We start from the raw sequence: 24,034 nt of genomic DNA on the forward strand, positions 1-24,034 counted from the left end.
ACAACAAAAAAGCAAGTTGTATTTTTTATGAATAGGTTTTAAGTGCAATTGATTTTATCTTCAGGGAGATATTTTTCTTTAATGAAAATCAGTTTAGCTGGATTATTTTCTTTGTTTTCTAATCCATGCGATTCATTGGCTTCCAAGCGAATTGCAGATCCCATTGGGATCTGGATTTCTTCTTTTTCCAATTTAAATGTCATTATTCCTTGGAGTACATAAAAGGTTTCACCCATATGTTCATGAAAATGTGCTGGTTTTTCTTCTCCTGGTTGCAATGTTATCAAACCCCAGTCAATATCTGGACCTCGATTCATATATCGTACTCCTCCGTGAACAGGCTGTTCTTCTTCTGAAATAATTTTCATTCTCAAGCATCCTAGTTTTGATTTAAAAAAAATTACCATGCTTTGTCCAATAATTGTCGTAATGATTCCGGATCAATTGGACGGGGATTGGCATTCACTGATCTTCCCTTGGTCTGGGTGATAATCCACTCAAAATCTTCTTTTAATACACCTATGTCTTGTAATCTTAGCGGGATTTGTACTTGGGAGAAAATTTCTTTTATCATTCCCGTTAATCTTCGTGCATTTTCGTAATCTGTTCCTTCAGGCTCGTATTTATTGAATAAATCAAGTTGACTTAACACTTTTGCAATGTTGGCATATTTTTTCGCTTGCCATTCTAAGTTATAATCAATTACCCAAGGTAATAAAGCTCCACAAATTCTACCATGTGGTATATCGTATTTAACTCCAATTGGATGGGCGAGTCCATGCACTAATCCTAAATTTACATTGGAGAATGCAACTCCTGCGTAATATGAACCTAATAACATTTCTGCTCGTGCTGCAAAGTCTTGTCCATTTTCAAAAACTTTCTTCAAATTGCGACTTATGAGCACAATAGCTTCCATTGCATAAATATCGGCTAATGGATGGCTAAATTTAGAAACATATGCTTCAATTGCTTGAACAAATGCATCCGCTCCACTTGAAGCCGAAATATCGGGAGGGCAAGAAAGGGTTAATTCCGGATCTAACAAGATGAACTTTGCAATGAGTTGGTTTCCTCGAATGCTTTTTTTAAACCCATTCACTTTATCGATAAGCACGGCATTATTGGTTATTTCGGATCCAGTACCTGCTGTTGTTGGTACAGCTATCAAGGGTATTCCTGGTAACTCAAAAGGTTTACCTTCATAATAATCTTCTACCAGTCCTCCGTTCGTTGCAATACCTGCTATTGCTTTTGCAACATCTATTACTGACCCTCCTCCGATTCCCGCTATGTAATGAGGTTTCTCATCCAATGCAATTTGAACTCCTTCATTTACCATATCAATAGTTGCTTCTCCACTTCCACATGAGTATATTAAGGTAACAATAGCGTTTCTTTCACAAGCCGCTAATAAACGATCTAAAGCTCCAGAAGATTTTAATGATTTTCCTCCGATAACTATCAACAATTTAGGCTGTTCAATCGCCGCTTTTTTTATATGCATTAACATGGGGTCCAAAAGCGAAAAAATAGCCTTCGGTAATTCTTCTAACATCCCCTTTCCAAATTTCACCCGGGGTTGGGGAAACGAAAACTGAACTTCATCCCATTTTGTTGGAACTAAATGTTCCGTTTCTTGATTGGTTAACTTATTTTGCTTTTCGGGCTTTTCATTCGGAGAATGAAGAACTTCTAATACGTGATCCGCTGGTTCATCCTCACAAACTTCAGTGGGGCGATCTTTGGTATTTTCAGTTTTTTCATCTGAAGGTATTGGAACCATTTCTAGAGATAATAACACATCTAGAGATAATAACGTTTCTTGATAGAAGTTTAATTACATAAACACTCATTTAAGGAAATAGATCTATGAGAAATTTTGTGAAAAATTTGGGAGGTATTTTTTTGAAATTGATAAAAATCGGGCTCAAGATGATTCAAAGAGGTGTTTTCATTGTAGTAATTAAATAATATACTCAAATATGCAGGTGAAAAACATGATTAAAACACGTCAAAAATACGAAAATCGATTTGTTCGAAATCTCTACCTTGTCCTCTAATTTTATTTTTTTTCCTTTTTCACACAATTCTCTCATTTTTTTTTTTTAACATAAAATATTTCTTTATATCAACGAATTTGTGCTGGAATTGTTTCCAAAAGGAAGTTTCAATAACATTGAAAGCAAATTCATTTATCGTTTTGTTTTAAGGTGCATATCCTTAGTAGAAAATCGATACTGGATCAAATTTATTAATATAAAAATTATATTATTGATATGATAAGAGACTCTAATTCAATAGAAAAGCCAGAGAGCCATTTTTGGATCGATTTCAATATTTTCAACTTCATTAAAATTATTAGAACTAACACAAAATTGCGAACTGTATTGATTTTGTTTTCTATTTTTCAATTCCTCGTGATGACTTTATTGACTATTTTTCAGCCTTCTGGCCAATTTATTCTAGGACTTATCCCGGGAATAATTAGTCTTTTAATCGTCATTCCGTTTGTAGTATCTCAATATGCCCAACTCCAAAAATCACAAAACCCTAAGTCTCCCGAGTCCATCAAATCTGAATCCTATGTTTCAGTCTTCCGGACTTATTTTATTGTATTCGGAACATTTCTAAGTTTTGGGGTTATTTTGGGCGGATTTATTTATGGAATCGTCTTTTTTGTCTCCCAACTAATTTCTTTTGCATATGTAGGTGTGTTTTTCATCATTTTAGAAGTACTTTTTGGGTTGATGTCAATAATCTTGGTTTATATTGTTATAAATTTCTTCTATATCAAATTGAAGCAACCTCAAATTACTTTTAGAAAAAATCTTCAGAATTCATGGATCGATGCAAAAAATGAATGGCAAACTATCTACGGGCAAATTTTTAGTCGTTCTTTTCTATTAATCCCCCTCTTGTTACTTGAATATATTGTTCAATTTGGTGGTGTTTGGCTCATATTTCAAATTGTGGGATCTGAAGTGCCAATTGGTGGGCTATTCAATCCTGATGGATCATTCGTTGTACTATTCGTCGAAATTTTCATTCTAAATGGTTTTCTTCTTCTTATGAATTTTATTTTTATTCAACGGATTCATGAAAAAAACAGATGAGTTGGTGGCAAATAAGAATTGTAAAATATGAAAAAAAATACCGAATTCTCGGAAAATCGTATTATTCATGCGATGTGATGATAAATTCTATTGTGTTGAATCTATCTATTTCAAGTTTTCTTTTTCACCTTTTTTTTGGGTTTCTTTTGGGTTATTTCTTTTCTTTTTTTGGAAAAATATGATCATACCTAAAACGAGAGTTATTATGACTCCATTTACTACAATTGCCATCCATACAGTCGGAAATTCCCAAAAAAGAAACCATATTCCGCTCCCTTCACTTTTGAAATCGGAATAAGTGCTTAGCAAATCAACAGAATAGCTACCTTGATCCCCAACATATTGATCAAATTGTGTTCCATTCCAGTACATGCCAATTTTAAACGAAATTTCAGAATTATTGATGGGAAGAATATTTCGGGTAAAATTTAGTGATATTTTTTGGTGAAAGGCTAATCCTGGGGTGGCAACACCTCCTAAAAATGATTCTAAAGACGCATAATCCTCTTTATTATTGTCTAAAAAGAAAATTTGAAGGAAGTGGAATTGTATATAACCATTATTAATTGAAGCATCTAAGATAAAATCCAGCGTCTGATTTACTTGATATTCCGATGCAAAAGTTAGATTTAAGAATACTTGCTGGAAATCTGTAGTTAAATTGTGTTCCCAAATATAGATCGTTTCTGCAGAGCTATGTGGTGAAATTAAATGTTCTGGAACGAAATAATCTTCAGAAGGTAAATTTGAGCTCAATTGATATGGAAATGTGGGAATTAAGACGAGAAATGTACAAAGCACTATTGTAATTTTATTTTTTTTTGTCATTTTTTGTTCTCCTATACTCTGTTTTTACGACTGAAAACAATCAACCCCAAACTTATTGATCCAATGGCAAAGGCTAAATTGATCAATAAATCTTCCAAAACGTAAGCCATCCCCAGCCCTTGTACTAATATTGCTCGCATTGCGTTGGCTGCATAATATGTTGGGAATATTTTATTGAAGAATCCCGCTGAAAAGATCGCAATCGTCCCCCCAAAGAATTGAAAGGGGAGAATTAAGATCCATGCAAGTCCTCCTGCAGCATTGGAATCCTTCACGAGAGCAGCCACAATCAATCCAAACCCAATGCAAGTCATGGCTAAGATAAAACAATTGAGAAATGCCAGAAACCAATTTGCCTCCGGATGAATTTCCACACCAAATATTACAAGACATAGCATTAAAATGATTATCTGAATCGAAGAAAATACTAATTGGGCACTTCCGTTTCCCAATAATTGGGTCGCTCGGGGTACTGGGGTAGTATCAAGACGTTCCATAAGACCTCGTTCTTTTTCTCTTCCCATGTTCTGGGCAATATTCATGATTGCGATAGTGACACCCGCAACTACCACTCCGGGCATTAAATAATCGAAATAGGCGATCTGTTCTTGACTCGCCTCAATTTTAATTTCACTCAAACTCACATTTTCTTGTTGGACAATCATCTGATTGATCAATCCTTCAATTATACTCCCCACGATAGATTGAATGGTGGGATCGGGAGGACAAAAAATCTCAACTTGAGGTCCCTCGGGAAATGCGGGGTCAAATAATATTTCTGAAAAATTGGTGGGAAAGATTACTAAAGCATCTATATCACCTGAGACAACCTGAGTTCGGGCTTCTTCTTCATTCAAGTTTACGATTGCTGTTATTGTTTCATTAAAAGGGCTCTCTGGATCCTCAAAGAACCCGATTATAAATTCTGAACCGAAATCAACACTTTCTCCTGTATTTTGTCCATCCCAAGCTATACTATCATAAGAGACAAATGCAACATCAAAGGTTGCCACACTGCTTCCACGTAATCCAATAGTAAAAATTATCATGAACAATACAGGATATCCTATCACCCAAAACCATGAAGGACGATCTCGATATGAGATTTTTAGATATTTGCTAAAGATTCCCGTAAATTGGGAAAAGGAAGATTGATTGCCAGGTTTATTTTTTTCTGAAGATTTCATATTTTTTCTCTCCTGTATTATTTTATCCTCGTAACTCCTTTCCGGTCAAATCTAAGAATACATCTTCCAGTGTATTCTGCCGAATGACAAGATCCCGTAATTTTATTTTGAACTTCTGATCGATTTGATCATAAAACTCGGAAATTTTCCTTAAACCATTGAGAGCACTAAAAGATATTCGTTCTTTTCCTAACTCCTTCGCCCAAAGCACTGATGTTTGTTTGTCCAAAAAGTGAACTATTTGTTCCCGTTTGTTAAGTTCTTTTTCCATCAAGCGGAATTCAATAACATCACCTTCCCCTACCTTTCCTTTTAATTCTTGAGGGGTTCCTTGTGCAATAATTTTACCGTGATCAATTATGGCCAGCTCGTCAGAGAGATCATCTGCCTCCTCCATGTTATGGGTGGTTAGAATTACTGTTTTACCTTTATTCTCAAAATCTTTAATAAAATCCCAAACTACTCTACGACTTTGGGGATCTAACCCTGCACTGGGTTCGTCAAAGAAAATTATTTCTGGATCATGAATAACAGCCATGAGTATATTGACTCGTCGTTTCATTCCCCCAGAATATCCTTTCACTTTTTCATCCGCGCGGTCGAATAGATTCATTTTAGTCAATAGTTCGTCAGTTCGCTTCTTGTATATTGGAGGGGGAATTTTATGCATTTTGGCAATTAAGTGAATGTTTTCACGGGCTGTGAGAAGTTCATACATAATGAGATCTTGGGGACAAACTCCAATTAACTTTCGAATTTTATCACGTTGTTTTTGTAAATCAAAACCACAAATCATTGCCGTTCCTTGGGTTGGGGGGAGAATTGTAGAAAGCATTCTGATTGTTGTGCTTTTTCCAGCCCCATTGGGGCCTAAAAATCCAAAAATTTTACCTTTTGAAATTTTTAAATTAATTTTATCCACCGCTGAGACGTTGCCGTATTGCTTAGTTAAATCTATGGTTTCAATGCAAATTTCTGAAATTGTATTCACCTTTGTGTAGTAGATACTTAATAAATGTCTGAGTGAAGAAAAATTTTTTTCCTTCAGTATGTTATACAGTACATCGATAGGTTGATTTTAAAGTTATTATTTTTAAAATATTAGTTTTCTACTTACTGGTCAAAACGTCTAATTGGACTAAATTTGTGATTTTTCAATACCAAAAATTGTTTAGTTCCATCTAACTTCCAATTTGACATCTCACAATGAATAACTAAAAAGAAGAGTATGTTAATATGAATAATCATAAACATCTTTTTTTTTGATTCGATTTTCTCTTTGTTAATATAATAGTGCTGACAAACATAGTACTAATAATTCCAATGAATGAAAATGAGTTAATTTTTCTAGTCTTATCGGAATTTTCCGTGCCTGATCTTATGTTTTTAATAGATGTTTCTTTAATGTAATAACTCTGTACTGAAGTTTCAAAATTGCATGTGACTCCATCGCAAAACCGGATTTTTTGGTATACTTCCGAAAATTCAGATATATACCCTGTTGTTTGGTTAAATTTTAGTTTGTATAAGATTGTATATGTAAATCTGGTGCTGCCTGCCGTATATGTGGATAAATCATAAATTAAGGATGCTGTTTCATTATTATCAAGAAAATCGATCCTAAAATTCTCCGACTCAATGATTGATTGATTAATATCCCAAAAATTTTCGGCCTTTTGCTCAAGTTGGAAATCTGATATTGAGATATTTGAAAAAAAATCTTGAAATTGGAGAGTTGTGGGATAGATCCAGAAGAAAGATGCTTGGGAACTCTGATTATTTGATATAGTTAAATTTTCATCTTTGATTATTGAAAATTCTTTTAAATCCAAAGCGTCTGTATAAGATTTTGTGGTATAATGTCGGAGATTTAGCTTAAATTGTGAGTCATCAAGGATTTGTATGTCAGTTATTCTGATTTGATAAAAGGAATCGAAATCATGATTTTTTTTAACTTCATATAGAATATAATCATCATTTTCAATATTATATGATTCCCGAAATGCTGGAAATGATTCCGTATTCGCATCAATTGTGGCTAGCTCCAATGAAAGTACAAAATAAATAAGAAATAACCGAGAATACTTTTTTTTTAATTGCATCGAGATCATACCTACAAAAATTACTTCTTATTGAAAATTATATTTCCAAAAAAAAATAAGCAGAAAGATTTTATATATGAAATATATTACAGAATGTATTTAAATATTTAATACTTTATTGTTCAAATAAAGTCTTCTTTTTTTAAATTACATCTAATTTTGGAGAATTGGTGAAGATATATCACATTGGAATATTTTAAAATTACTCTACCAAGTTAAACTCATAATTGTTCCGTTTAATCCACTTCCCATTCCCATTAAAGCGATTTGATCTCCCGCATTCAATGTTTTGGTTTCTGCAGCATCAATCAGTGCCATAGGTAATGCAGCAGATGCCATATTACCATATTTTTCTAAAATAATATGGAATTTATCATGATTCAATTTACAAGCATTGCACAGAGCTTCAATTTGTCGATTACTCGTTTGATGAGGGATATACCTATCAATATATTGATCATTCCAATTTGGCCATGTTTGATTCGCTTTAGCCCAAGTTTTGACTGCCAGTTTTATTCCTTCTACCATCATACCATGAGTATTTGCATACATCTGGGAGTGGTCCAGACTGGCAAGACATAGTTTATTATGATCTTCTGCAGTATTTGCGACATTTACTGCATCATTTATAACATGCTGGGATTCCGCAATATCTTCATTAGCAATTAACATTGCAACTGCTCCTGATCCAAGAGTTAATGTTGCAAAATTCGACTTATAATCGTCCATTTTGCAATTGGTTGATTTTAACATTCTGAGAGTATTCTCCAACGCCTTAATCGATCCTTCACTAGATACTAATAACCCATATTTCTTGATCTTTCCTGCATTTATCATTGTTTTAATTAGCTCCATCCCATTTACAAAACCTAAACATGCATTGGAAATATCAAAGTTGAAACAATGGGGAGATAAATTTAGATTACCATGAACCAAGCTGGCTTGCGAAGGTTCAATATAATCTCTACAAATGGAAGTGTTGATTATACATTCGATGTCTTGAGAATCAATTCCAGCCTTTTCAATTACTTTTATTGCTGCTTTTGTAGTTGTTTCATAATATTTTATACCATGTTCCCAAAATCGCCGTTCTTTTATTCCAGTAATATTTTCAAGACTACCACGCGGAATATCGAGCCTTCCTAAAGTGTCTTCAATCTGTTCTTCAATCCAATCTGAAGTTATTACATTTGGGGCTTGATGATAGTCAATTGCTTCAATGTGCGCTTTTTTCATGCTATTTAATTCCTTTTTTTTTGGATGATCCTACTATAAATACTCAAGTAGTATAAACAAGACATGAATTTTTCTTCTTTAATACAATATATTGCCACCAAACTAGGATTATCATTGCGTGTCTGAGTATTCTAAAATTGAAGAAATGAAAAAAACGTGAAGTAGGGGGTGTGATTTCCTAATTTGATAAGGATTTGGGTTGTTTTTTCTCTGTTTTTTTGAAGTTATTCCGTACTGCTTTTATTGCTTTTTGGAATAAATAGGAAAAACGTGGTTCCCTCATGTAGCTTGCTTTTTACCTGAATTTCACCATGATGTTGCTTCATGATAGAATAACATATAGAGAGTCCTAAACCTGTTCCCGTAGGTTTAGTCGTAAAATAAGGATCATAGATTTTGGGCAAAATTTGTGGATCAATACCGCAACCAAAATCTTGGATAGAAATCATCACATAATCCTTTTCATCCAGATTATAGAGTTTTGTCTCAGTAGGAGTAATATTTTTAGCAACAACTTTAATTAATCCCCCATTCTCCATCGCTTGGCTTGCATTTAAAACAAGGTTTTGAATTACTTGGGAAATTTGGTCAGAATCGATATCAACGGGCCATAAATCATCGTCAATTTGTAGATCTGGCTTTGAATTAGATCCACTTAACGTAAAGGTAATGATTTCAGAAAGCATTTCTTGAATGGAAATTTTTTCTAATGTTGGTGCTCCACCCTTAGAAAAGGTCAATAATTGTTTGGTTAACTTCTGAGCTCGGATGGATGCATTTTGCGCTTCAGAAATAACATTCTTCACTTGATTTATATCCTTAGATTCTAACAATAAATCCGCAAGAGATAGATTTCCCATAATAATTGTTAAAATATTGTTGAAATCATGGGCAATTCCTCCTGCCAGAACTCCCAGTGATTCAATATTCCTATTTTTTGCTAATTCTGCTTCATCCTGAAGTTTTTTGGTGATATCTTCAATACTTGCAATCATTCCGTCGAAATTGCCTGCAGAATCGAATATGGGACTCGCATTAATAGACAATATTTTTCTCTTTTGAGATTTGTAACGTATGGAATGGATGATATTGAATACTGGTTTTTGGGTTGATTTTACGATTTGAAATGGAAGTTTATTATTTGGTAATGGTTCTCCGTTAATATCTTCGATTAACCATTCTGGACTATCATATTTCATAGGGTTTGGACTTGTTTTACGAAGATTTAGAATTTGTTTGGCATGTTCATTTGCAAATGTGATCTCTCCATTTTTATCGACCACCGTTACGCTAAATGGAACGGTTTGGATAAAGGAACTCATTTTCTGTTGTTCCAGAATGATTTGTTTTTCCATACTTCGTTGATGGGTGATATCAATCCCTACACTTAGGCTAGCTTCTAAATTTCCTGATCTGTCCGGGATAGTACTATTTTTCCAAAGGATTAATTTTTGAGTTCCATCTTTTGTCAAAACGGGATTTTCGTAAACGCTAAAACTAATTTTCTTTTCTTTTACAGTCTCTTTGAAAACTTTTTTTATTTCCTCTTTTCTCTCTGGAAGAATACAAGTGTCAAACCAATTTTTTCCTAGTATTTCAGAGATATTGTAATTTAGCAATTTTGCCCCCGGTTCATTAATATAATTGATGCATGCATTCTGATCCAACACAACGGTAATATCTCCTGCGAGATCAAGGTACTTTAAAAATTTATTTTGCTCCTTTTTAAGCATTTCGAAGGAAAGAGCTTGATCCACATATTTTCCAATTAAATAGGAAAGCGTAGATAAATAATTTGTAATATATCGATCAAATTCTGAAGAAAACTGCGGATAATTATTCAGAGCTTCCTGTATTTTCTCCATCGGGATCTTAAATTTCAAAGAAAGTTCTTTTAACTCATGAAAATCAGTAGGTGGGTTACCATAACCAACATTAATACTGCCGATGACTAAATCATCTAAAAATATAGGGACTCCAACCATCTGTATTTTTCCATGACATGTTATGCGTACAAGTCGTTTTTCTTCAATAGAACGCTTAGAGCAGTCTGTCCAGCAAGATTCATGGCAAAGCCACTTTCCACTTTGGATTGCAGTCGCTTGATCCTGACACTTACAAAGATTAAAGGAAGCGTCTGACAATGTTTTGCAATAATTTGAGGTAAATAGTTCATACGCATAGCTTCCATCGATCTCATAAATTGCAAGGGATGTCTGGAGTAATTCAATCAGTGGTAGTGCTATTTTGTGCAAAACAGAATGTCCTAACGAATTTCGAATAAGATGGCTTGGGATGGCTGTTTTAGTAAAGTATTTTGCCGATGAAATTGGTTCTTCTTGCATTATATTTTCATTTTTCCATTTTTAAGATAGGAAAGGCTTGTTTAAACTTATTAACCTAAAATTATTCTCCTAATAATATTTTCTTTGATAACTATCCTAATAATATTTTCTTTGATTGTGATTAATCTATCAATAATTTTGATTTGCTTACTTCTTTTTTCCATTAATTAAATCGAGCGTAAGTAAAAAAAATCTATGAAAATTAATTGCTCAATTATTACTTGCCCAAAAGCTAGAAAAAAACGATCCACTGTATAGTGAATTAGAGAAAAAAATTGCCTTAGACGGCACCCACGACCATAAATTACAGAATTATATACAATTCTTCAAATCTGTTATATGTAGTGGGTCTCATGTCATATTCCAACAATAAAATTGACTGGATCTAAAAAATCTTAATTCATCGCATACTTCTTGGTCCATTCTTTCGCTTTTGATTCAAACTTGTTGTAATGATTCAACGCTTGATCTCCCGCTTCAAAATTTAACGGATCAGCAGGATTGAAGAAGGGGGGCTCACAATGGATCTGACCTTTCAATGCTTCAATGATGTTTGTTAACGTTTTGGAAGGTGTCCAGCCACTTGCACCTGTTTTTATGTCTACTTTTCCTACTAATTCCGGATTCACTAAATCTAAACAGATATTGAGTTTGCCTGGACCTATAGATGAGTCAATGTTAGGATGCCACAACAAGGTATGACAGTAACAATAGGGAGGCGCGAAAGGAAAGTCCTCACCCATTTTGATTTCAAACATGAATTTACCGCCCTCATAGGGAGTATTGGGTCGGCCTGTGATAGTTAAACGGAGATGATCAACGCTCATACCCCATGGTTCGAGTTTAATAAAGGAATTATCTTTAAATGCTTCTAAAGCTTCTGTATAATCGACTTCTTCTCTAATAATGAACACCTTGTAATGCATGAATGCTTCATGCGATTTTGTAATCGTCGAGAGACGAAAACTTTGTGATAATATTACTAAAGATTGTTGACTTTAAAATTATATACTTTATCTGAATTGGTATTCATATTTTTAGTTCATAAATGTCGAAAAATTCAAAAAAAGAAGGTAATAATGGTGGTTTTTTAGAATCAGTGACCGAAGTGATAAAACTAGATTGTGAAATTCACCCTAGCATGAAAAATTGGAGAGAAAAAAATGACCTTTACATTTTTTATGAAAAATCCATATTTTATCCATTTATTTGGAGGAATACAAAATCTAGATTCCCTTGAAGGTTTTACCCGCAGAAATGACTTGATTGATATTTCTCTGATAATCCTCATTTCCCCGTCTTTTTGCTTCGTCAAGTGTGTTTTCAGAGTCTTGGGGATTCTGGCGGATATTTTGGGATTCCATCCGACGGTTTTTAGATTTTCGATCCAAAATCCAAGAACCAAGAATTCCGACTACGACAACTATTAGAAATATAATTCCCACGACTAGAATTGCATTTGTCATTATAAACACATAGTGACTATGTGGGAATAAAAACTTTCCCCCTGTGATAGATGTAGAATTTAAGAAGGTTCACCATTAATTTAAAACAATGGGAAAAATATCGTTATCCTTATCACAGAATCCTTTAATTCTTCCAACGGCGGTTATTTCAGTGGGAGATTTTGATCATGCCAATCTGATCACCCTTGCCTATGCAGGTAAATTATGCTTTAAGCCTTCCATTATCGCTATTGGGATCCATCCCCAAAGGTATTCTTATCACTTAATTGAAGAACTTCCGGAATTCGTAATCAATCTCCCAAGGGATGATCAAATGTATGCAGTAGATTATTGTGGAACTCGTTCGGGAAGAAAATTAAATAAATGGGAAATGTTAAAATTGACCAAAGAACCCAGTTCAATTGTATCTGTTCCTCGAATTAAGGAATTTCCTTTTAATATTGAGTGTAAAATAATAAAAAAGCATAGTTTTGGCTCTCATACCAGTTTTTTTGGTGAAATTGTTGCCATACACGCCGATGAATCCCTAGTTGAGGATGGTAAGCTAAAACATGGTGATATAAACCAACTTGCCTATATTGCAGGCAAATACTTCCAGTTTCCTAACAATCCTGTGGCCAATCAAAATTTTTCCTTAGATTGACGAATCTTGTTGATTAAAATAGAAGAATACTAACTTCAATCGGTGAAAATAATTATGCGAACTTACTGAAATAGTGTGAAAAAAGAACCACATTCCTAATGTATATGCAATTTTAGAGTGTTAATGCCAGATATCTTCAAATCCTAATTGGATCATTTTGCAAAATCAACATAAGGAAAGGCATTCTGAATTAAATCATCAATTTGCTTTCTATCTGGGAATTTATGCGTTTTTATGAAGCTTTGGATTATTTCATCTGGAAAAGATGATACAAATCGTTTTAAAGATTGTGTAAAGAATTTTGTGCGGCCTTCTGAAATAACACCTAATCTCCCCGCATTATCTGGAAGGTTTACAAAATAAATCGAAAATCCTGTTGCTTCTATACGATTTAATTCTCCACCAATTCCCAAATTGTGTTTGATAAGAGAATTAAGAGCAGTAAAAGCACTCGTAATCAGGATATCACGATTAACATCAGCGCTTGCTTCTTCAAATTTAAAATGTTTTGAATACATCAGTAATCCTGCATGATCATATATCATAAACGAATGAATTGGAAAGGGAATAGAGTAGAGATATTTTGGATTTCGAATATAATTGAGTATAATTATTGTCAAACCCAAAAAAGCAAAAACTAATCCAATGATGCTAAATATTTGGTCCTGTATTACTGAAATATCTCGGATAAAGAAGATAATTCTGTAAAAAGTGAGGAAGATAATTCCAATAAATTCAATGAATACTTGTCTATTTTTTGTATTTCGATAGTTTTGCAGAATCATCCAAAAACTGAGGCAAATTGCTATTAAAGATGCGGTTGAACCAATAATATACATCCAATCTAAAGAATATGAAATTTGATCAGATGAGAATTGACCTGAATAACTGATAAGTTGCACCGCTAATATAAGGGTGTACACAATGAAACTAGTGATTAAACTGTAGATCCCAATGTTCAGCCTGTCATTGCTAAGATAAATGTAATGCATGTAAAGAAAAAGAAATGAAAAGTATGTAGAAGATACACCGATTATTGCAAAAAATGAATCATAAATATTCATGACAAAATAGAAAATATTCCCAAATGAAGCACAAAATACTGATGCTATAATGTATGGGATATCTGCTTGATTTTTAACAATTCTTATCACCAGAAAAACCAATAAAACTAAAAGTACCACATTTATCGATAGATTAATCCATTGATTTACATTTAAAGCGTATATCATAGTTAATATTATTCTGATAATATTTATATTAAAACTTGTTAATTATCAGAAATAATTTGGGAATATCTTACTGAACTTAATTGAATTAAAATAGGGTCATTTTCTATTTTATTTACTTTATTTTATCCAAATTAATAATTCTTTTTTCTCCGATTATACTGAAATATTCCTAATAAAACGAAAGAAAAGATTACAATACCTAAGAAAAAAATACTCGAGGAAGAATCCAATATGTGAGGTATTGAATTGCCAAATAAAAAAGGAAATTTGGGGATGGGAACATCAATTATTGCAATATTAATTGCAATGGGGGCACTACTGGCACAATTTTATCCGGGGTTTGATTTTGTTGATCGCGATGATCCAGTGGTGGGAATTTTAGATCCCGATTTAGACGAGCAAGTTTTTGGGATGATTACTATTCGGGGGCTAATCTATGAAAACTCAAATTACTCCATCTCTATACGGATAAATGGAACGGAGATTGGAACGACTCTTCCATTTTTGTGGAATTCCTCGACAATTTCTGATGGTAATTATACTTTATCAATACTCGTGATAGATGTTGCGTTTAATCAAGGCGAAGACTCTATTAATATCTCCATAATTAACGATTTTGAATGGGATTCTGATCATGATGGGCTTGGCGATCGAGAAGAACAGAAGTTAGGAACTAATCCGTGGCAAATCGATTCCGATACCGATAGTTTTAGTGATGGGTACGAAGTATCATATGGTTCGGATCCCCTTAATAGTTCAGATCGTCCCTTATTTTATGAAGCTGAATTTAATGAGTTAGTTAAAAATTTAGATGGAAATGTGACATTGATTCACCAATTGATTAGCTGGTCTCACGGAAATAGCAGTATTTTAGATCAACTAATTCTTTCTGCGGAGAAGAATGCCACATTAGTTCAAAATTTGTTCTACTGGGGGCAAAGGAATGCTTCTCTGATTCAAGATTTGCTTGTTTGGTCTTCGGGGAATGCATCGCTGATTCAACACTTAATGGATTGGTCTGTTGGAAATGCGACCTTAATATCTAACTTAATTGCGACCTCTTATACTGACTTAATTCAAAACTTGTTACTTTGGTTGGAAGGAAATGCCACACTCATACAGAGATTAACTGAATCTTTGGATGGAAATGCCACGCTGCTTGAAAATTTAGTATCGTGGAGTAATTCTAATGCGAGTCTTATGTTAAGTTTACTTGATTGGTGCGCGGAAAATGCCACACTCCTGCAAAATGTGATTCTATGGACCGAGAGTAATGCCACCTTACTTCAAAATCATCTGGCTTCTTCCGAGAATTTGGGAGGAAATATTACCCGCCTATGGTATAAGCAGTACTTTGGAGCTCTGATGCCGGATAGTGCAGATACATTAAAAACTGCCTCTGAATTGAATATAACATTCACGATTACGGGAAATGAGACAACTTATTTGAATTTTAATTCGGGAAATGTTGCTTTAGGTAATACCTACAATATGAAAGTGTTTTTCATGCTGGATGATGTTTTAATCCCAAATCCGCAAGCTTTTGTTCAATCGTCATCAGGAACCATTGCTGATTATACCTCTATTTCTTTACAGCATGTAATCAGCGGGTTAGATGCTGGTATTCACACAATAACGATTCAATTTATGTCAAATAATCAATTTTGTTATCTATCCAAAAACTCATTGATGTTATTAACTTTTTCGTCTTGATTAATTTAATTGCTATTGTGTTCCTATAACGCTTTTATTTTTTCTTTTCTTATTCGCACAAAAAAATTGTTGCTGTAATGAGAAGGATCTAAAAAATACATGAAGGGAAATTCTACTCGCTCGCTATTTAAAGAGGTTGGTTGAGATAGTCAAAGCATTTATGGTAAAGGGAAACATACGTTCCATTTGTGAAAAAAAATTCTTTTTGTTATACAATGGAAGTTCCCAAAATGAGCTCACTGAGGTAATTTACAGTTTAAAATTGTTGGTATTCAAAGTATTTATGATAAAGTGAAGCATATTTTCCTTCCAAAGCTAGTAAATTCTTATGAGTTCCTTGTTCTATGATTTTTCCATGATCTAATACAACAATCCGATCTGCTTTAATTACCGTCGAAAGTCGATGGGCTATGATAATCGCCGTTCGGTTCTGTAAAACTCGTTCTAAGGCGTCTTGAATCAAGGCTTCAGTATAAGCATCAACACTCGCTGTGGCTTCATCTAAAATTAAAATGTCTGGATCCATTAATATCGCACGAGCAAAGCTGATGAGTTGTCGCTGTCCCATAGATAACTCTCCCCCTCGTTCCCCAACATAGGTTTTTAATCCTTCAGGCAAATAGTCAATAAATTCTTCCGCATGGGCAATTCGTATCGCATTCTGAACTTCCTCTTTGGTTGCAGAAAGATTTCCATATCGAATATTCTCTTCAATAGAACCTGGAAAGAGGAAAATATTTTGTTCCACTTTTGCGATTCGTTTTCGAATGGAACTTATGTCGATATCTCGAAGATTTCTTCGATCGATTGTTATCGTACCTTCTTGATATTCATAAAATCGTGATAAAAGTGCTCCAATTGTTGTTTTACCTGCACCTGTATGACCCACAATTGCGATTTTCTCTCCATTTTTGATATTTAAATTCAAATTTTCGATAACTGGTTGATCTGGGATATAAGAAAAATTAACGTTATCAAATTGAATATCTCCACGTAAATTTGCAACTTTTTTCGATTTTAAATTTTGCTGGACTTTAGGCTTTCGTTCCAAAATTCGAACAATTCGTTGGAAGGCGGCCATCCCGGTACTCAATTCGGGGAAAAATCGAGCAATTATCATAATGGGACGGAAGAAGGTTTGTAAATATAAAACAAATAGGATCATCGTTCCAGGAGATACTTCTTGATCAATCACTTTTAGCGCTCCGAAATATAAGACGATACATAAAATAACGGAAGATAAGGTATTAAGAAGAGGGCGCCAGAAATGGGTGACCGAGGTAAGGCGAAACCAAGAATTGAAATACTCATGGTTAACTACATCAAACTGTTGGGAAACTTGCATTTCCTGACCATAATTTTTGGAAATATGAATTCCTTCAATTGATTCAACCATCGCAGCATTAACATTACCAATCGATCTCCGGAACGTGATACTCACTTTTTTCGCCAATTTGCGAAGAGCAAAGGTTAAAAGAAATAGGACGGGAATTGCAAGTAGGACAATTAGCGCTAAAGTGCTATTAAACCATAATAAAATGAGAAATGTGATGATGCTGATGAAAAGATTGCCAATGGTATCCGAAATGAGTATGGCAATATTACTGAAATCCACGGTATCATTTACCACAATGCTATTGATTTTTCCACTCAAATTCTCATCAAAGAATGTCATATCCTGGGATTGAACTGCATCAAACACATCTAATCGTAGATTTTCCAAAAAATGTGGCACGAAATGTCCTAGTTGTCGTCTATGGGAAGAAAAACTCCACCAATTAATAAGAGAGCATCCAAGATAAGTCACTCCGCTAAGGATGATTAAAAAAGTATTCTGATTTTCTAATAATATGTGATCGGAGACATATCGCACTAAAATTGGATTGATCAATTCGGTGAGCATTCGCAAAAATATAAAAAGGGCAATTAGACCCAATTGTTTTTTAAAGGGGTTCAAAAAATGTAGAAATTTGTTGAAAAGCTCCCGATCCGAATAATCTTGTTCTTTTCTCAATATTCTTCCTCCTGGATTATTTTTGAATTCCCAAATATTCGCCCGTAATCCGGGGAAGTATTTAGCAAAGTATCATGGGTTCCTTGCGCTACAATTTTGCCCTGCTTTAACACCAAAATTTTATCGGATATTTGAATTGTATGTAATCGATGGGTGATGATTATTGTTGTGCGATTATGTAGAATATTATTGATTGCTTGCCCAATTTTGCTCTCCGTTTCACTATCGATGGCAGACATGGAATCATCCAAAATCAAAATGTCTGGATTTACTAAGAATGCTCGGGCAATCGCAATTCTTTGTTTTTCTCCTCCCGATAATTTGGTTCCTCGTTCTCCCACTAAGGTATCGTACTTATCGGGAAGTTCTTGGACAAAATCGTCCACAAAAGCTAGTTTTGCAACTCGTTGGACTTCTTCATCCGATGCTTCTGGATTCCCAAATCGTATGTTATTTGCAATTGATTGGGAAAACAGAAAAACATCTTGTTCAATATAGCCTATTTTTTTTCGCAGTAAATTTAGAGGGAATTTCCGGATATCGATATCATCCAAAAGAATTGTTCCCTGTTGAGGATGATAAAATCTCTGCAATAATTTTACGAGAGTTGTTTTTCCCCCTCCTGTAGGTCCTACCAATGCAATTTGTTGATTCGGTTCAATGGAAAAATTCACTTTATTTAAAATATAAAACGGATTGGCCTTTGCAGTTTGATATGAAAAGGAAACATCATGAAATTGAATTTTCCCCGATAATCGAGATTTATTAATCTTGTTAGTTTCTTCAACTGAAGAAATTGATTGTTGTTCTATCTCCTCTTCCGAACTCCCTTGGCTTAAAGCTCGATAAAGACGTTCGCTTGCTCCAAATCCTCCAATCATGTCTTTAGTGGCCCAAAAAATCATATTTGTAGGTTCTAAGAAAGTTAGAAGAAGTAAATTTAAGCCAGTTAATTCACCTAGTGTCATTTTTCCTTGAAGAACAAAAATACACGACAAAAGGAAGGTTGTCCCAATAGCTCCGTATAAGGTCAACATTGGAAGAAATTTAGCTTGGATTTTATTTTCTCCTAACCAATTTTCTTTGTAGGCTCGAACAACTTTAGCAAATTTTTTCCGCTCGAAAGGTTCTGCAGAGAACGCGCGAGTGACTTCTGCCCCTTTTATTGAATCTTGTACGGTTACGGTAATGTCTGCGTGTTTTCTTAAAGCTAACTTGGAAAAAGGGGTTAATTTCTTCCGATAATCTAAAACAGTAATTGTATAAATGATGAGGAAAGGAATCGTGACAATTAACATTATTGGGGGAAAGGATTGACTTTGAAGAATTATCATAACAATACTCAAAATAAATGGGTACACATAGAAACTACCGTGGGCAATCATTGTATTTATAATACGGAGATCGTTGGTAGCCAACGCTTGTAAATCCCCCGTTCGTAATTCATCATGATAACTCAACGATTTATGTTGCAAGGTCTCAAAAAATTCTTGACGCATATTTTGTTCTGTTTTTGAGCCCAATTTATGACCAATCATCCAGGTCGTGTATTCTAAAATATTACGGGTCATGTAAATTCCGAGTAGAATCGCAAGTAACACGAAAAAGTTGGTCGATGGGGATGGATCTATAAGATTGTCAATAATTTCGCCAATCTTAACTGGAATATATGAGCCTACAGAAGTAACTAAGATAATACCTAAAAGATTTAGGAAAAATAACATTTTATTCTGGACAATGTGAAAGAACATCCATTTTTTGTAGTTTTGCCGTTGAAAAGTATGATGGGTTAAAGTTGCTTCTGTCAATTTTTAGACCTCTATGCTGTTTTTAGTTCCACTTGATTCTTTTTATTGGGTAGTATTAAAAATATTCCAAGAAAGGTCAAAAAGATGCTAATGAGAAATGACCATTGCCAAGGAGGATAAGAATAGATCCGTGGATCTATCTGGGAAATCCACAATTTTGAGGGAAGTAAAGAACGAAGTACATTTCCTATAACGACTACATTTAATGGGATAAATATTAATACAAAACTCCACGATTTGGGCCATACCGTCTGACGCTCATTTTTTTTTTGATCGATTAACAGTAGTAAGTACATATTTAGGGAAAAATAGAAACCATAGAGTGCTATTGCAGCAGGAATTGAATGTAACCACGGATATTCTCTGGGAAATAGGCCCACAAATGAGAATCCAATACATGCCGTAATGGATAAAACATTAATAGCTTCTGCAAATCGAGGTGAAGAATTTTTTAAACCGTCATTGAGATAACGCATGTGGGGCACCAACAATAATCCCATCACAATCATGCCAATATTCCATAAGATGTGTCCATCTGGATTAGAAGTAATACTTCCCTGTGCACTTATTTTAAAATCAAGTATTGAATATTTTACGGGGAATAACGATTGTGAAATCAACGATATGATTGTATACCCGACTATAATCACTCCAAAATAGATGCCTTGCTCTTTTTTAGATGTTTTTCCTTTCCATATCTCTTGGATTTTTTCAAACACTTTCAATTTCAAAATAACGCCCCTTCATTAATCAAAAACCTCAGATTCATTAAATTTTTTAGCAATTTACCAATAACCAAAGTGTAGTACTATGGTGATTATTCAAACACAAACTTCCCAAAAGCAAGTTCCAGAGTTGTTCTTGAAGGTAGCAATTAGATTTTTTTGCATCTCTGCCTTTGTTTCACTGTGGTTACCATTTCTGCTTGTCTCTTTTAGTTCAAATATTATCTGGGATTCGGTTTCTGGAATGGGATTTGGGAATTATGCGGATTCATGGGTATTTGCCCCCGTATTATTTAGTAGTGGTTTGATTGCTTCTGTTTATCTATTTCAAATTTGGTTTCAATCTGGCAAATCCATTATTTGGGATCATGTCAAACCAGGTTGGCTTCTCTTTTGTATATATATATTTCAACTTCTTACGAAACGTCAGCAGTTTCTTATTGTGTTCGAAGACCCCATTCGTGTCCAATCCGCTCAATTATATTATGTACCTCATCCTGGAGTTGGTTTCTTTGTCTTTATTTTTTCTATCATTGCGATCATTGGCTTAATCGGTATTAGGGGTCAACATTATAATGCTCCCATCCAGCTATTTGAAACTCATATTGAAAAAATTGGTTTAATTGCCGCTTTTCTTTTCATACTTCCTTTCTTCTTTTCTTATGATGGATCTGAACTAAAAATCCTCTTAGGGATAGGGTATGGATTTGTTTGGGATGGAACTACGTTTTCTAATGCCGCGGCGATGGGAGGTTGGATCGTTAATTCTTTTCAAATATTCTTGTTGTTACTAATCGTCGCATTTAAAGGAAAACGAAAGGTGAAAATGATTTTGGAAGTGATAGTTCTGGCTTTGGGCACTTATTTCTTCACTCAAGTTGGGTTTGCTATCTGGCGATTATATATCCCTGGTGGCCATCAATTTCCTATCTATCCTCCTCTGTCGATATTTATGGTGATATTATGGTGGACTTATGCAAATATTGCATGGGATTTTCTCGCTTCACTATAATTTTTTTGACAAAAACAAGGAAGACCATAGAAATATCACTCACCAAAAATCAATATTGTGTTTCAAAAGAATTTATTTAAAAAATTGATTAATTTTGTTTTTCCAGTCTCCCAATTTCCGCTAACACTTTCTTTTCTTCCGCTTCACTAAGATCTCCTTCCATCATTTTTCGTTCCAATTGGCTAATTCGTTTTTCAACTTGAGCTTTAGGAATACCGGAAGGTTTACGTGGGTTTTTTTTCTTCTTAGACTGTTGAAAATTAGGTTGTCGCGACTTTTGTTGAGGATTTACTGGACCATGGGAAATCCCGAGCTGCGAACGGAATTCTTCTAAGGAAAGTTTCTTCTTTTTCTGAGGCATAGTAAAGTAACACTTTAAAAAAATTGAGTAAGAGGTTACAATTTATCGCAATTTAAAAAAAATTGGGTATATTCAGTTTTTTTACTTCATTTATTTTAATTCAATGATCTTTTGTTTTATGCCTCTAATCCACTCCAAAGTAATTTCTCCAATATCGGAAAGATCTGAAATCGCTTCATTCAAATGTTTAATAATTTGATCCCTTTCTGAGAAAAATGGCACGAAATCTTCTGGCATTAAGAAGCATAACACTGCAAATGTTTTTTCTTTCATTCGAGCATCTTGGATTTTTTGATCATGAATTTTAAAAGAATAAGTCAAAGCAACATATCCTGAATAATCAGGAATCGGTAAAGGTCCAAATAAACCGTAATTTGGAGAATTTCCTTGTCCTATTGCGATTGTGTAGAGTAAAGCTAGTTTTTGTAATAGAACTGCGTTTAGCGTCTCATTCGATTGATCCATTGGTAGCAAATGTTCAACGGATTCTGATATTACTGGGATTGGGCCTAAATCAGACATTTCAAATAGCATTCCTTTGATTGTTTCAAGGGCATAATCAGGGAATTCGGTAATATTAGCAATTTGATTTTGGCTAATATGTGAGATAATAACATCCAATTTTGCAATCGCAATTCGTTCTCCCATAGAAATTTTTCCCTTTTCTTCATTGAGTAACTTTTTTTCGTGTTGGGATAAATTTGCAAGTTCACGGAAAAAAAAACCTGCGAATTGCCAATATTTTTTTGTTTTCGCAATTTCTAACCCTGTTTCAAGGAAATTGCGTGATTGGGGTAATTTATCTTGGATAAAAGCCAATTTAGCCCTAATTTGTTTTATAAAAAGCAATAAAATTGTTGATTTTTCTTCCCATGCCAGCTCTTCAAGTTCCGATGCGAGATTGTGTGCTTTTTTAAAGATTTTAGGATTATTGAATAATTTTAATTCGGTAAGATATCCTTCCATTAAAAAAGATAGAGTGTAGCGCTTTAAATCTTGGGAAATAATTTCTTGAGTGCGAATTTCTTCCAATATTTCCAAAGATTCTGCATAATCCTTGATATTTTCATTACTGCGTAAAATGAGTGCGTTTGATACCAGATAATATTGGGATATTAAAATGGAACTATTCTTATTTTCAAGATAAATTCGTTGAATTTCATCAAAATACGCAATAGCTTCTCCACAATAACCATTTTCACAAGCTAAAAATATCAATTGGAATAATGTTTCCACAGTTACTTGATTATCCTCTACTTGTTTATCTATTTCGAGGGATTGTTGAAAATAAGAAAAAGCTCTTGAGAAATCGCCCTTAGATTGATAAATTAGGCCTAAATTGAAGAGTAAGATTGCTTTGTGGTTTTCCAAAGCTTTTATGATGTTGATTGTCCCATAAGACCAAGGTTCCAAAACCCATTCAAACCCCTGTAATTCATGAACAAGTTTTCTCTTTTCTTCATCATATTCCTGTTGGATTTTCAGACTTCTTTGATAATAAGTTAATGCAGTGTCAATTTCGCCCCATATTCGATAAACTTCCCCAACATTGTTTAGCACAGGAATCAATAAAGCATGTTGTTCTAACTCTTCTCTGATTCCAACACTTTTGCGGAAGTGAATCATAGCATCATCAAATTGACCCAAATTTAAATCTAATGAGCCTAAATGATTCAAGACTAATGAAGTTCCAATATTGTTCTGTAATTTTTCAAAAATCAGTAAGGATTCATGATATTTGCTTTGAGCAATATCATTATTGCCAGATATGCTATACAAAATTCCACTATTTATAAGAATTAGAGCTTTTAATTGGAGATCTGTAGATTTTTCATACCCTTGATTAAATAATTCATGAGCTTCATCAAAATTACCTAAAAATGCCTCTAAACAACCCCAGCACAATTTAATTTTAGCGAGATATTTTCTCCGTAAATCGGGGTCATTTTTAACAGTAAGTACTTCTTCAATCTTTATTAATATCTTCCTGACTTCTTTAGTTCTTTCATAACTCCAAAAAATTGTGGCAATATCACAAAACGTATTGATATATTTCTCAGAGTTTTCTGTGAAATGGACAAAATGATTTATGTAAACCATTTCTTCCATAATTTGAGTTTCATTTTTTGTGATAATATACTCTTCTAAATGGGATTTCAGATTATTGAGTCGTTTTTCTGAAATTTCTCTTTGATTTTTACCAGAAGAATGATTTAGGCTCATATTTTCATCCCATTTTAAATTCT

Annotated in this window: 20 protein-coding genes; 4 read left to right on the forward strand and 16 right to left on the reverse strand. The window is 34.0% G+C overall.

The features are described 5' to 3' along the window. Positions 1–38: 38 nt before the first annotated feature. Together NEF87_RS16890 and NEF87_RS16895 are read right to left on the reverse strand one after the other, a co-directional pair. Positions 39–368, reverse strand: a complete 330-nt coding sequence (locus tag NEF87_RS16890) for a cupin domain-containing protein (protein ID WP_457916757.1) — start codon at positions 366–368, stop codon at positions 39–41. 32 nt (positions 369–400) lie between these two features. Then, complete coding sequence (locus tag NEF87_RS16895) at positions 401–1,786, reverse strand: iron-containing alcohol dehydrogenase family protein (RefSeq protein ID WP_457916758.1); 1,386 nt, start codon at positions 1,784–1,786, stop codon at positions 401–403. Positions 1,787–2,279: 493 nt separating this feature from the next. Here NEF87_RS16895 and NEF87_RS16900 point away from each other — a divergent pair, with 493 nt between their 5' ends. Further along, entirely contained in the window at positions 2,280–3,116 is an 837-nt protein-coding gene (locus NEF87_RS16900; RefSeq protein WP_457916759.1) for a hypothetical protein, read from the forward strand. Between the two features lie 105 nt (positions 3,117–3,221). Here NEF87_RS16900 and NEF87_RS16905 read toward each other — a convergent pair whose 3' ends face one another. The 8 genes from NEF87_RS16905 to NEF87_RS16940 form a co-directional block, all read right to left on the reverse strand. Continuing rightward, positions 3,222–3,944 (reverse strand): hypothetical protein, encoded by a 723-nt coding sequence (locus NEF87_RS16905; protein WP_457916760.1) that lies wholly within the window; start codon positions 3,942–3,944, stop codon positions 3,222–3,224. 11 nt (positions 3,945–3,955) lie between these two features. After that, positions 3,956–5,131 (reverse strand): ABC transporter permease, encoded by a 1,176-nt coding sequence (locus NEF87_RS16910; RefSeq protein WP_457916761.1) that lies wholly within the window; start codon positions 5,129–5,131, stop codon positions 3,956–3,958. 22 nt (positions 5,132–5,153) lie between these two features. Then, positions 5,154–6,122 (reverse strand): ABC transporter ATP-binding protein, encoded by a 969-nt coding sequence (locus NEF87_RS16915; RefSeq protein ID WP_457916762.1) that lies wholly within the window; start codon positions 6,120–6,122, stop codon positions 5,154–5,156. 253 nt (positions 6,123–6,375) lie between these two features. Beyond that, positions 6,376–7,233, reverse strand: coding sequence for a hypothetical protein (locus NEF87_RS16920; RefSeq protein ID WP_457916763.1), 858 nt, complete (start codon positions 7,231–7,233; stop codon positions 6,376–6,378). A gap of 207 nt (positions 7,234–7,440) precedes the next feature. Further along, positions 7,441–8,469: a 3-oxoacyl-ACP synthase III gene (locus NEF87_RS16925; RefSeq protein ID WP_457916764.1), complete on the reverse strand. Its 1,029-nt coding sequence runs from the start codon at positions 8,467–8,469 to the stop codon at positions 7,441–7,443. A gap of 224 nt (positions 8,470–8,693) precedes the next feature. Further along, positions 8,694–10,814: an ATP-binding protein gene (locus NEF87_RS16930; protein ID WP_457916765.1), complete on the reverse strand. Its 2,121-nt coding sequence runs from the start codon at positions 10,812–10,814 to the stop codon at positions 8,694–8,696. Between the two features lie 395 nt (positions 10,815–11,209). Beyond that, positions 11,210–11,740 carry a ubiquitin-conjugating enzyme E2 gene (locus tag NEF87_RS16935; protein WP_371802596.1) on the reverse strand — a complete coding sequence of 177 codons (531 nt, stop codon included), beginning with the start codon at positions 11,738–11,740 and terminating at the stop codon, positions 11,210–11,212. A gap of 300 nt (positions 11,741–12,040) precedes the next feature. Beyond that, positions 12,041–12,280: a hypothetical protein gene (locus NEF87_RS16940; protein WP_457916766.1), complete on the reverse strand. Its 240-nt coding sequence runs from the start codon at positions 12,278–12,280 to the stop codon at positions 12,041–12,043. Between the two features lie 88 nt (positions 12,281–12,368). Here NEF87_RS16940 and NEF87_RS16945 point away from each other — a divergent pair, with 88 nt between their 5' ends. Then, on the forward strand, positions 12,369–12,923 hold the full coding sequence (locus NEF87_RS16945) for a flavin reductase family protein (RefSeq protein ID WP_457916767.1): 555 nt from the start codon (positions 12,369–12,371) through the stop codon (positions 12,921–12,923). Positions 12,924–13,075: 152 nt separating this feature from the next. On the opposite strand, the gene NEF87_RS16950 is transcribed toward NEF87_RS16945, so the two are convergent. Further along, the gene (locus NEF87_RS16950; RefSeq protein WP_457916768.1) at positions 13,076–14,155 is read right to left on the reverse strand and encodes a hypothetical protein; all 1,080 of its coding nucleotides are present in this window, start codon (positions 14,153–14,155) and stop codon (positions 13,076–13,078) included. Positions 14,156–14,401: 246 nt separating this feature from the next. Here NEF87_RS16950 and NEF87_RS16955 point away from each other — a divergent pair, with 246 nt between their 5' ends. After that, positions 14,402–15,868, forward strand: coding sequence for a thrombospondin type 3 repeat-containing protein (locus NEF87_RS16955; protein WP_457916769.1), 1,467 nt, complete (start codon positions 14,402–14,404; stop codon positions 15,866–15,868). Positions 15,869–16,124: 256 nt separating this feature from the next. On the opposite strand, the gene NEF87_RS16960 is transcribed toward NEF87_RS16955, so the two are convergent. From NEF87_RS16960 to NEF87_RS16970, 3 genes are read right to left on the reverse strand one after another with little or no spacing between them, the layout of a single operon-like run. Further along, the gene (locus NEF87_RS16960; protein WP_457916770.1) at positions 16,125–17,882 is read right to left on the reverse strand and encodes an ABC transporter ATP-binding protein; all 1,758 of its coding nucleotides are present in this window, start codon (positions 17,880–17,882) and stop codon (positions 16,125–16,127) included. Then, on the reverse strand, positions 17,879–19,690 hold the full coding sequence (locus NEF87_RS16965) for an ABC transporter ATP-binding protein (protein WP_457916771.1): 1,812 nt from the start codon (positions 19,688–19,690) through the stop codon (positions 17,879–17,881). Before NEF87_RS16965 ends, NEF87_RS16960 begins: the two co-directional genes overlap by 4 nt. A gap of 11 nt (positions 19,691–19,701) precedes the next feature. After that, positions 19,702–20,421 carry a hypothetical protein gene (locus tag NEF87_RS16970; RefSeq protein ID WP_457916772.1) on the reverse strand — a complete coding sequence of 240 codons (720 nt, stop codon included), beginning with the start codon at positions 20,419–20,421 and terminating at the stop codon, positions 19,702–19,704. A gap of 79 nt (positions 20,422–20,500) precedes the next feature. On the opposite strand from NEF87_RS16970, the gene NEF87_RS16975 reads away from it, so the two are divergent. Continuing rightward, complete coding sequence (locus NEF87_RS16975; RefSeq protein WP_457916773.1) at positions 20,501–21,427, forward strand: hypothetical protein; 927 nt, start codon at positions 20,501–20,503, stop codon at positions 21,425–21,427. 88 nt (positions 21,428–21,515) lie between these two features. Here NEF87_RS16975 and NEF87_RS16980 read toward each other — a convergent pair whose 3' ends face one another. Together NEF87_RS16980 and NEF87_RS16985 are read right to left on the reverse strand one after the other, a co-directional pair. Further along, complete coding sequence (locus NEF87_RS16980) at positions 21,516–21,788, reverse strand: hypothetical protein (RefSeq protein ID WP_371802606.1); 273 nt, start codon at positions 21,786–21,788, stop codon at positions 21,516–21,518. A gap of 90 nt (positions 21,789–21,878) precedes the next feature. After that, positions 21,879–24,011 (reverse strand): tetratricopeptide repeat protein, encoded by a 2,133-nt coding sequence (locus NEF87_RS16985; RefSeq protein ID WP_457916774.1) that lies wholly within the window; start codon positions 24,009–24,011, stop codon positions 21,879–21,881. Positions 24,012–24,034: the final 23 nt, after the last annotated feature.

The sequence above is a fragment of the Candidatus Lokiarchaeum ossiferum genome, assembly GCA_025839675.1.
In the GTDB taxonomy this organism is placed as follows: Archaea; Asgardarchaeota; Lokiarchaeia; order Sigyniarchaeales; family Promethearchaeaceae; genus Lokiarchaeum; species Lokiarchaeum ossiferum.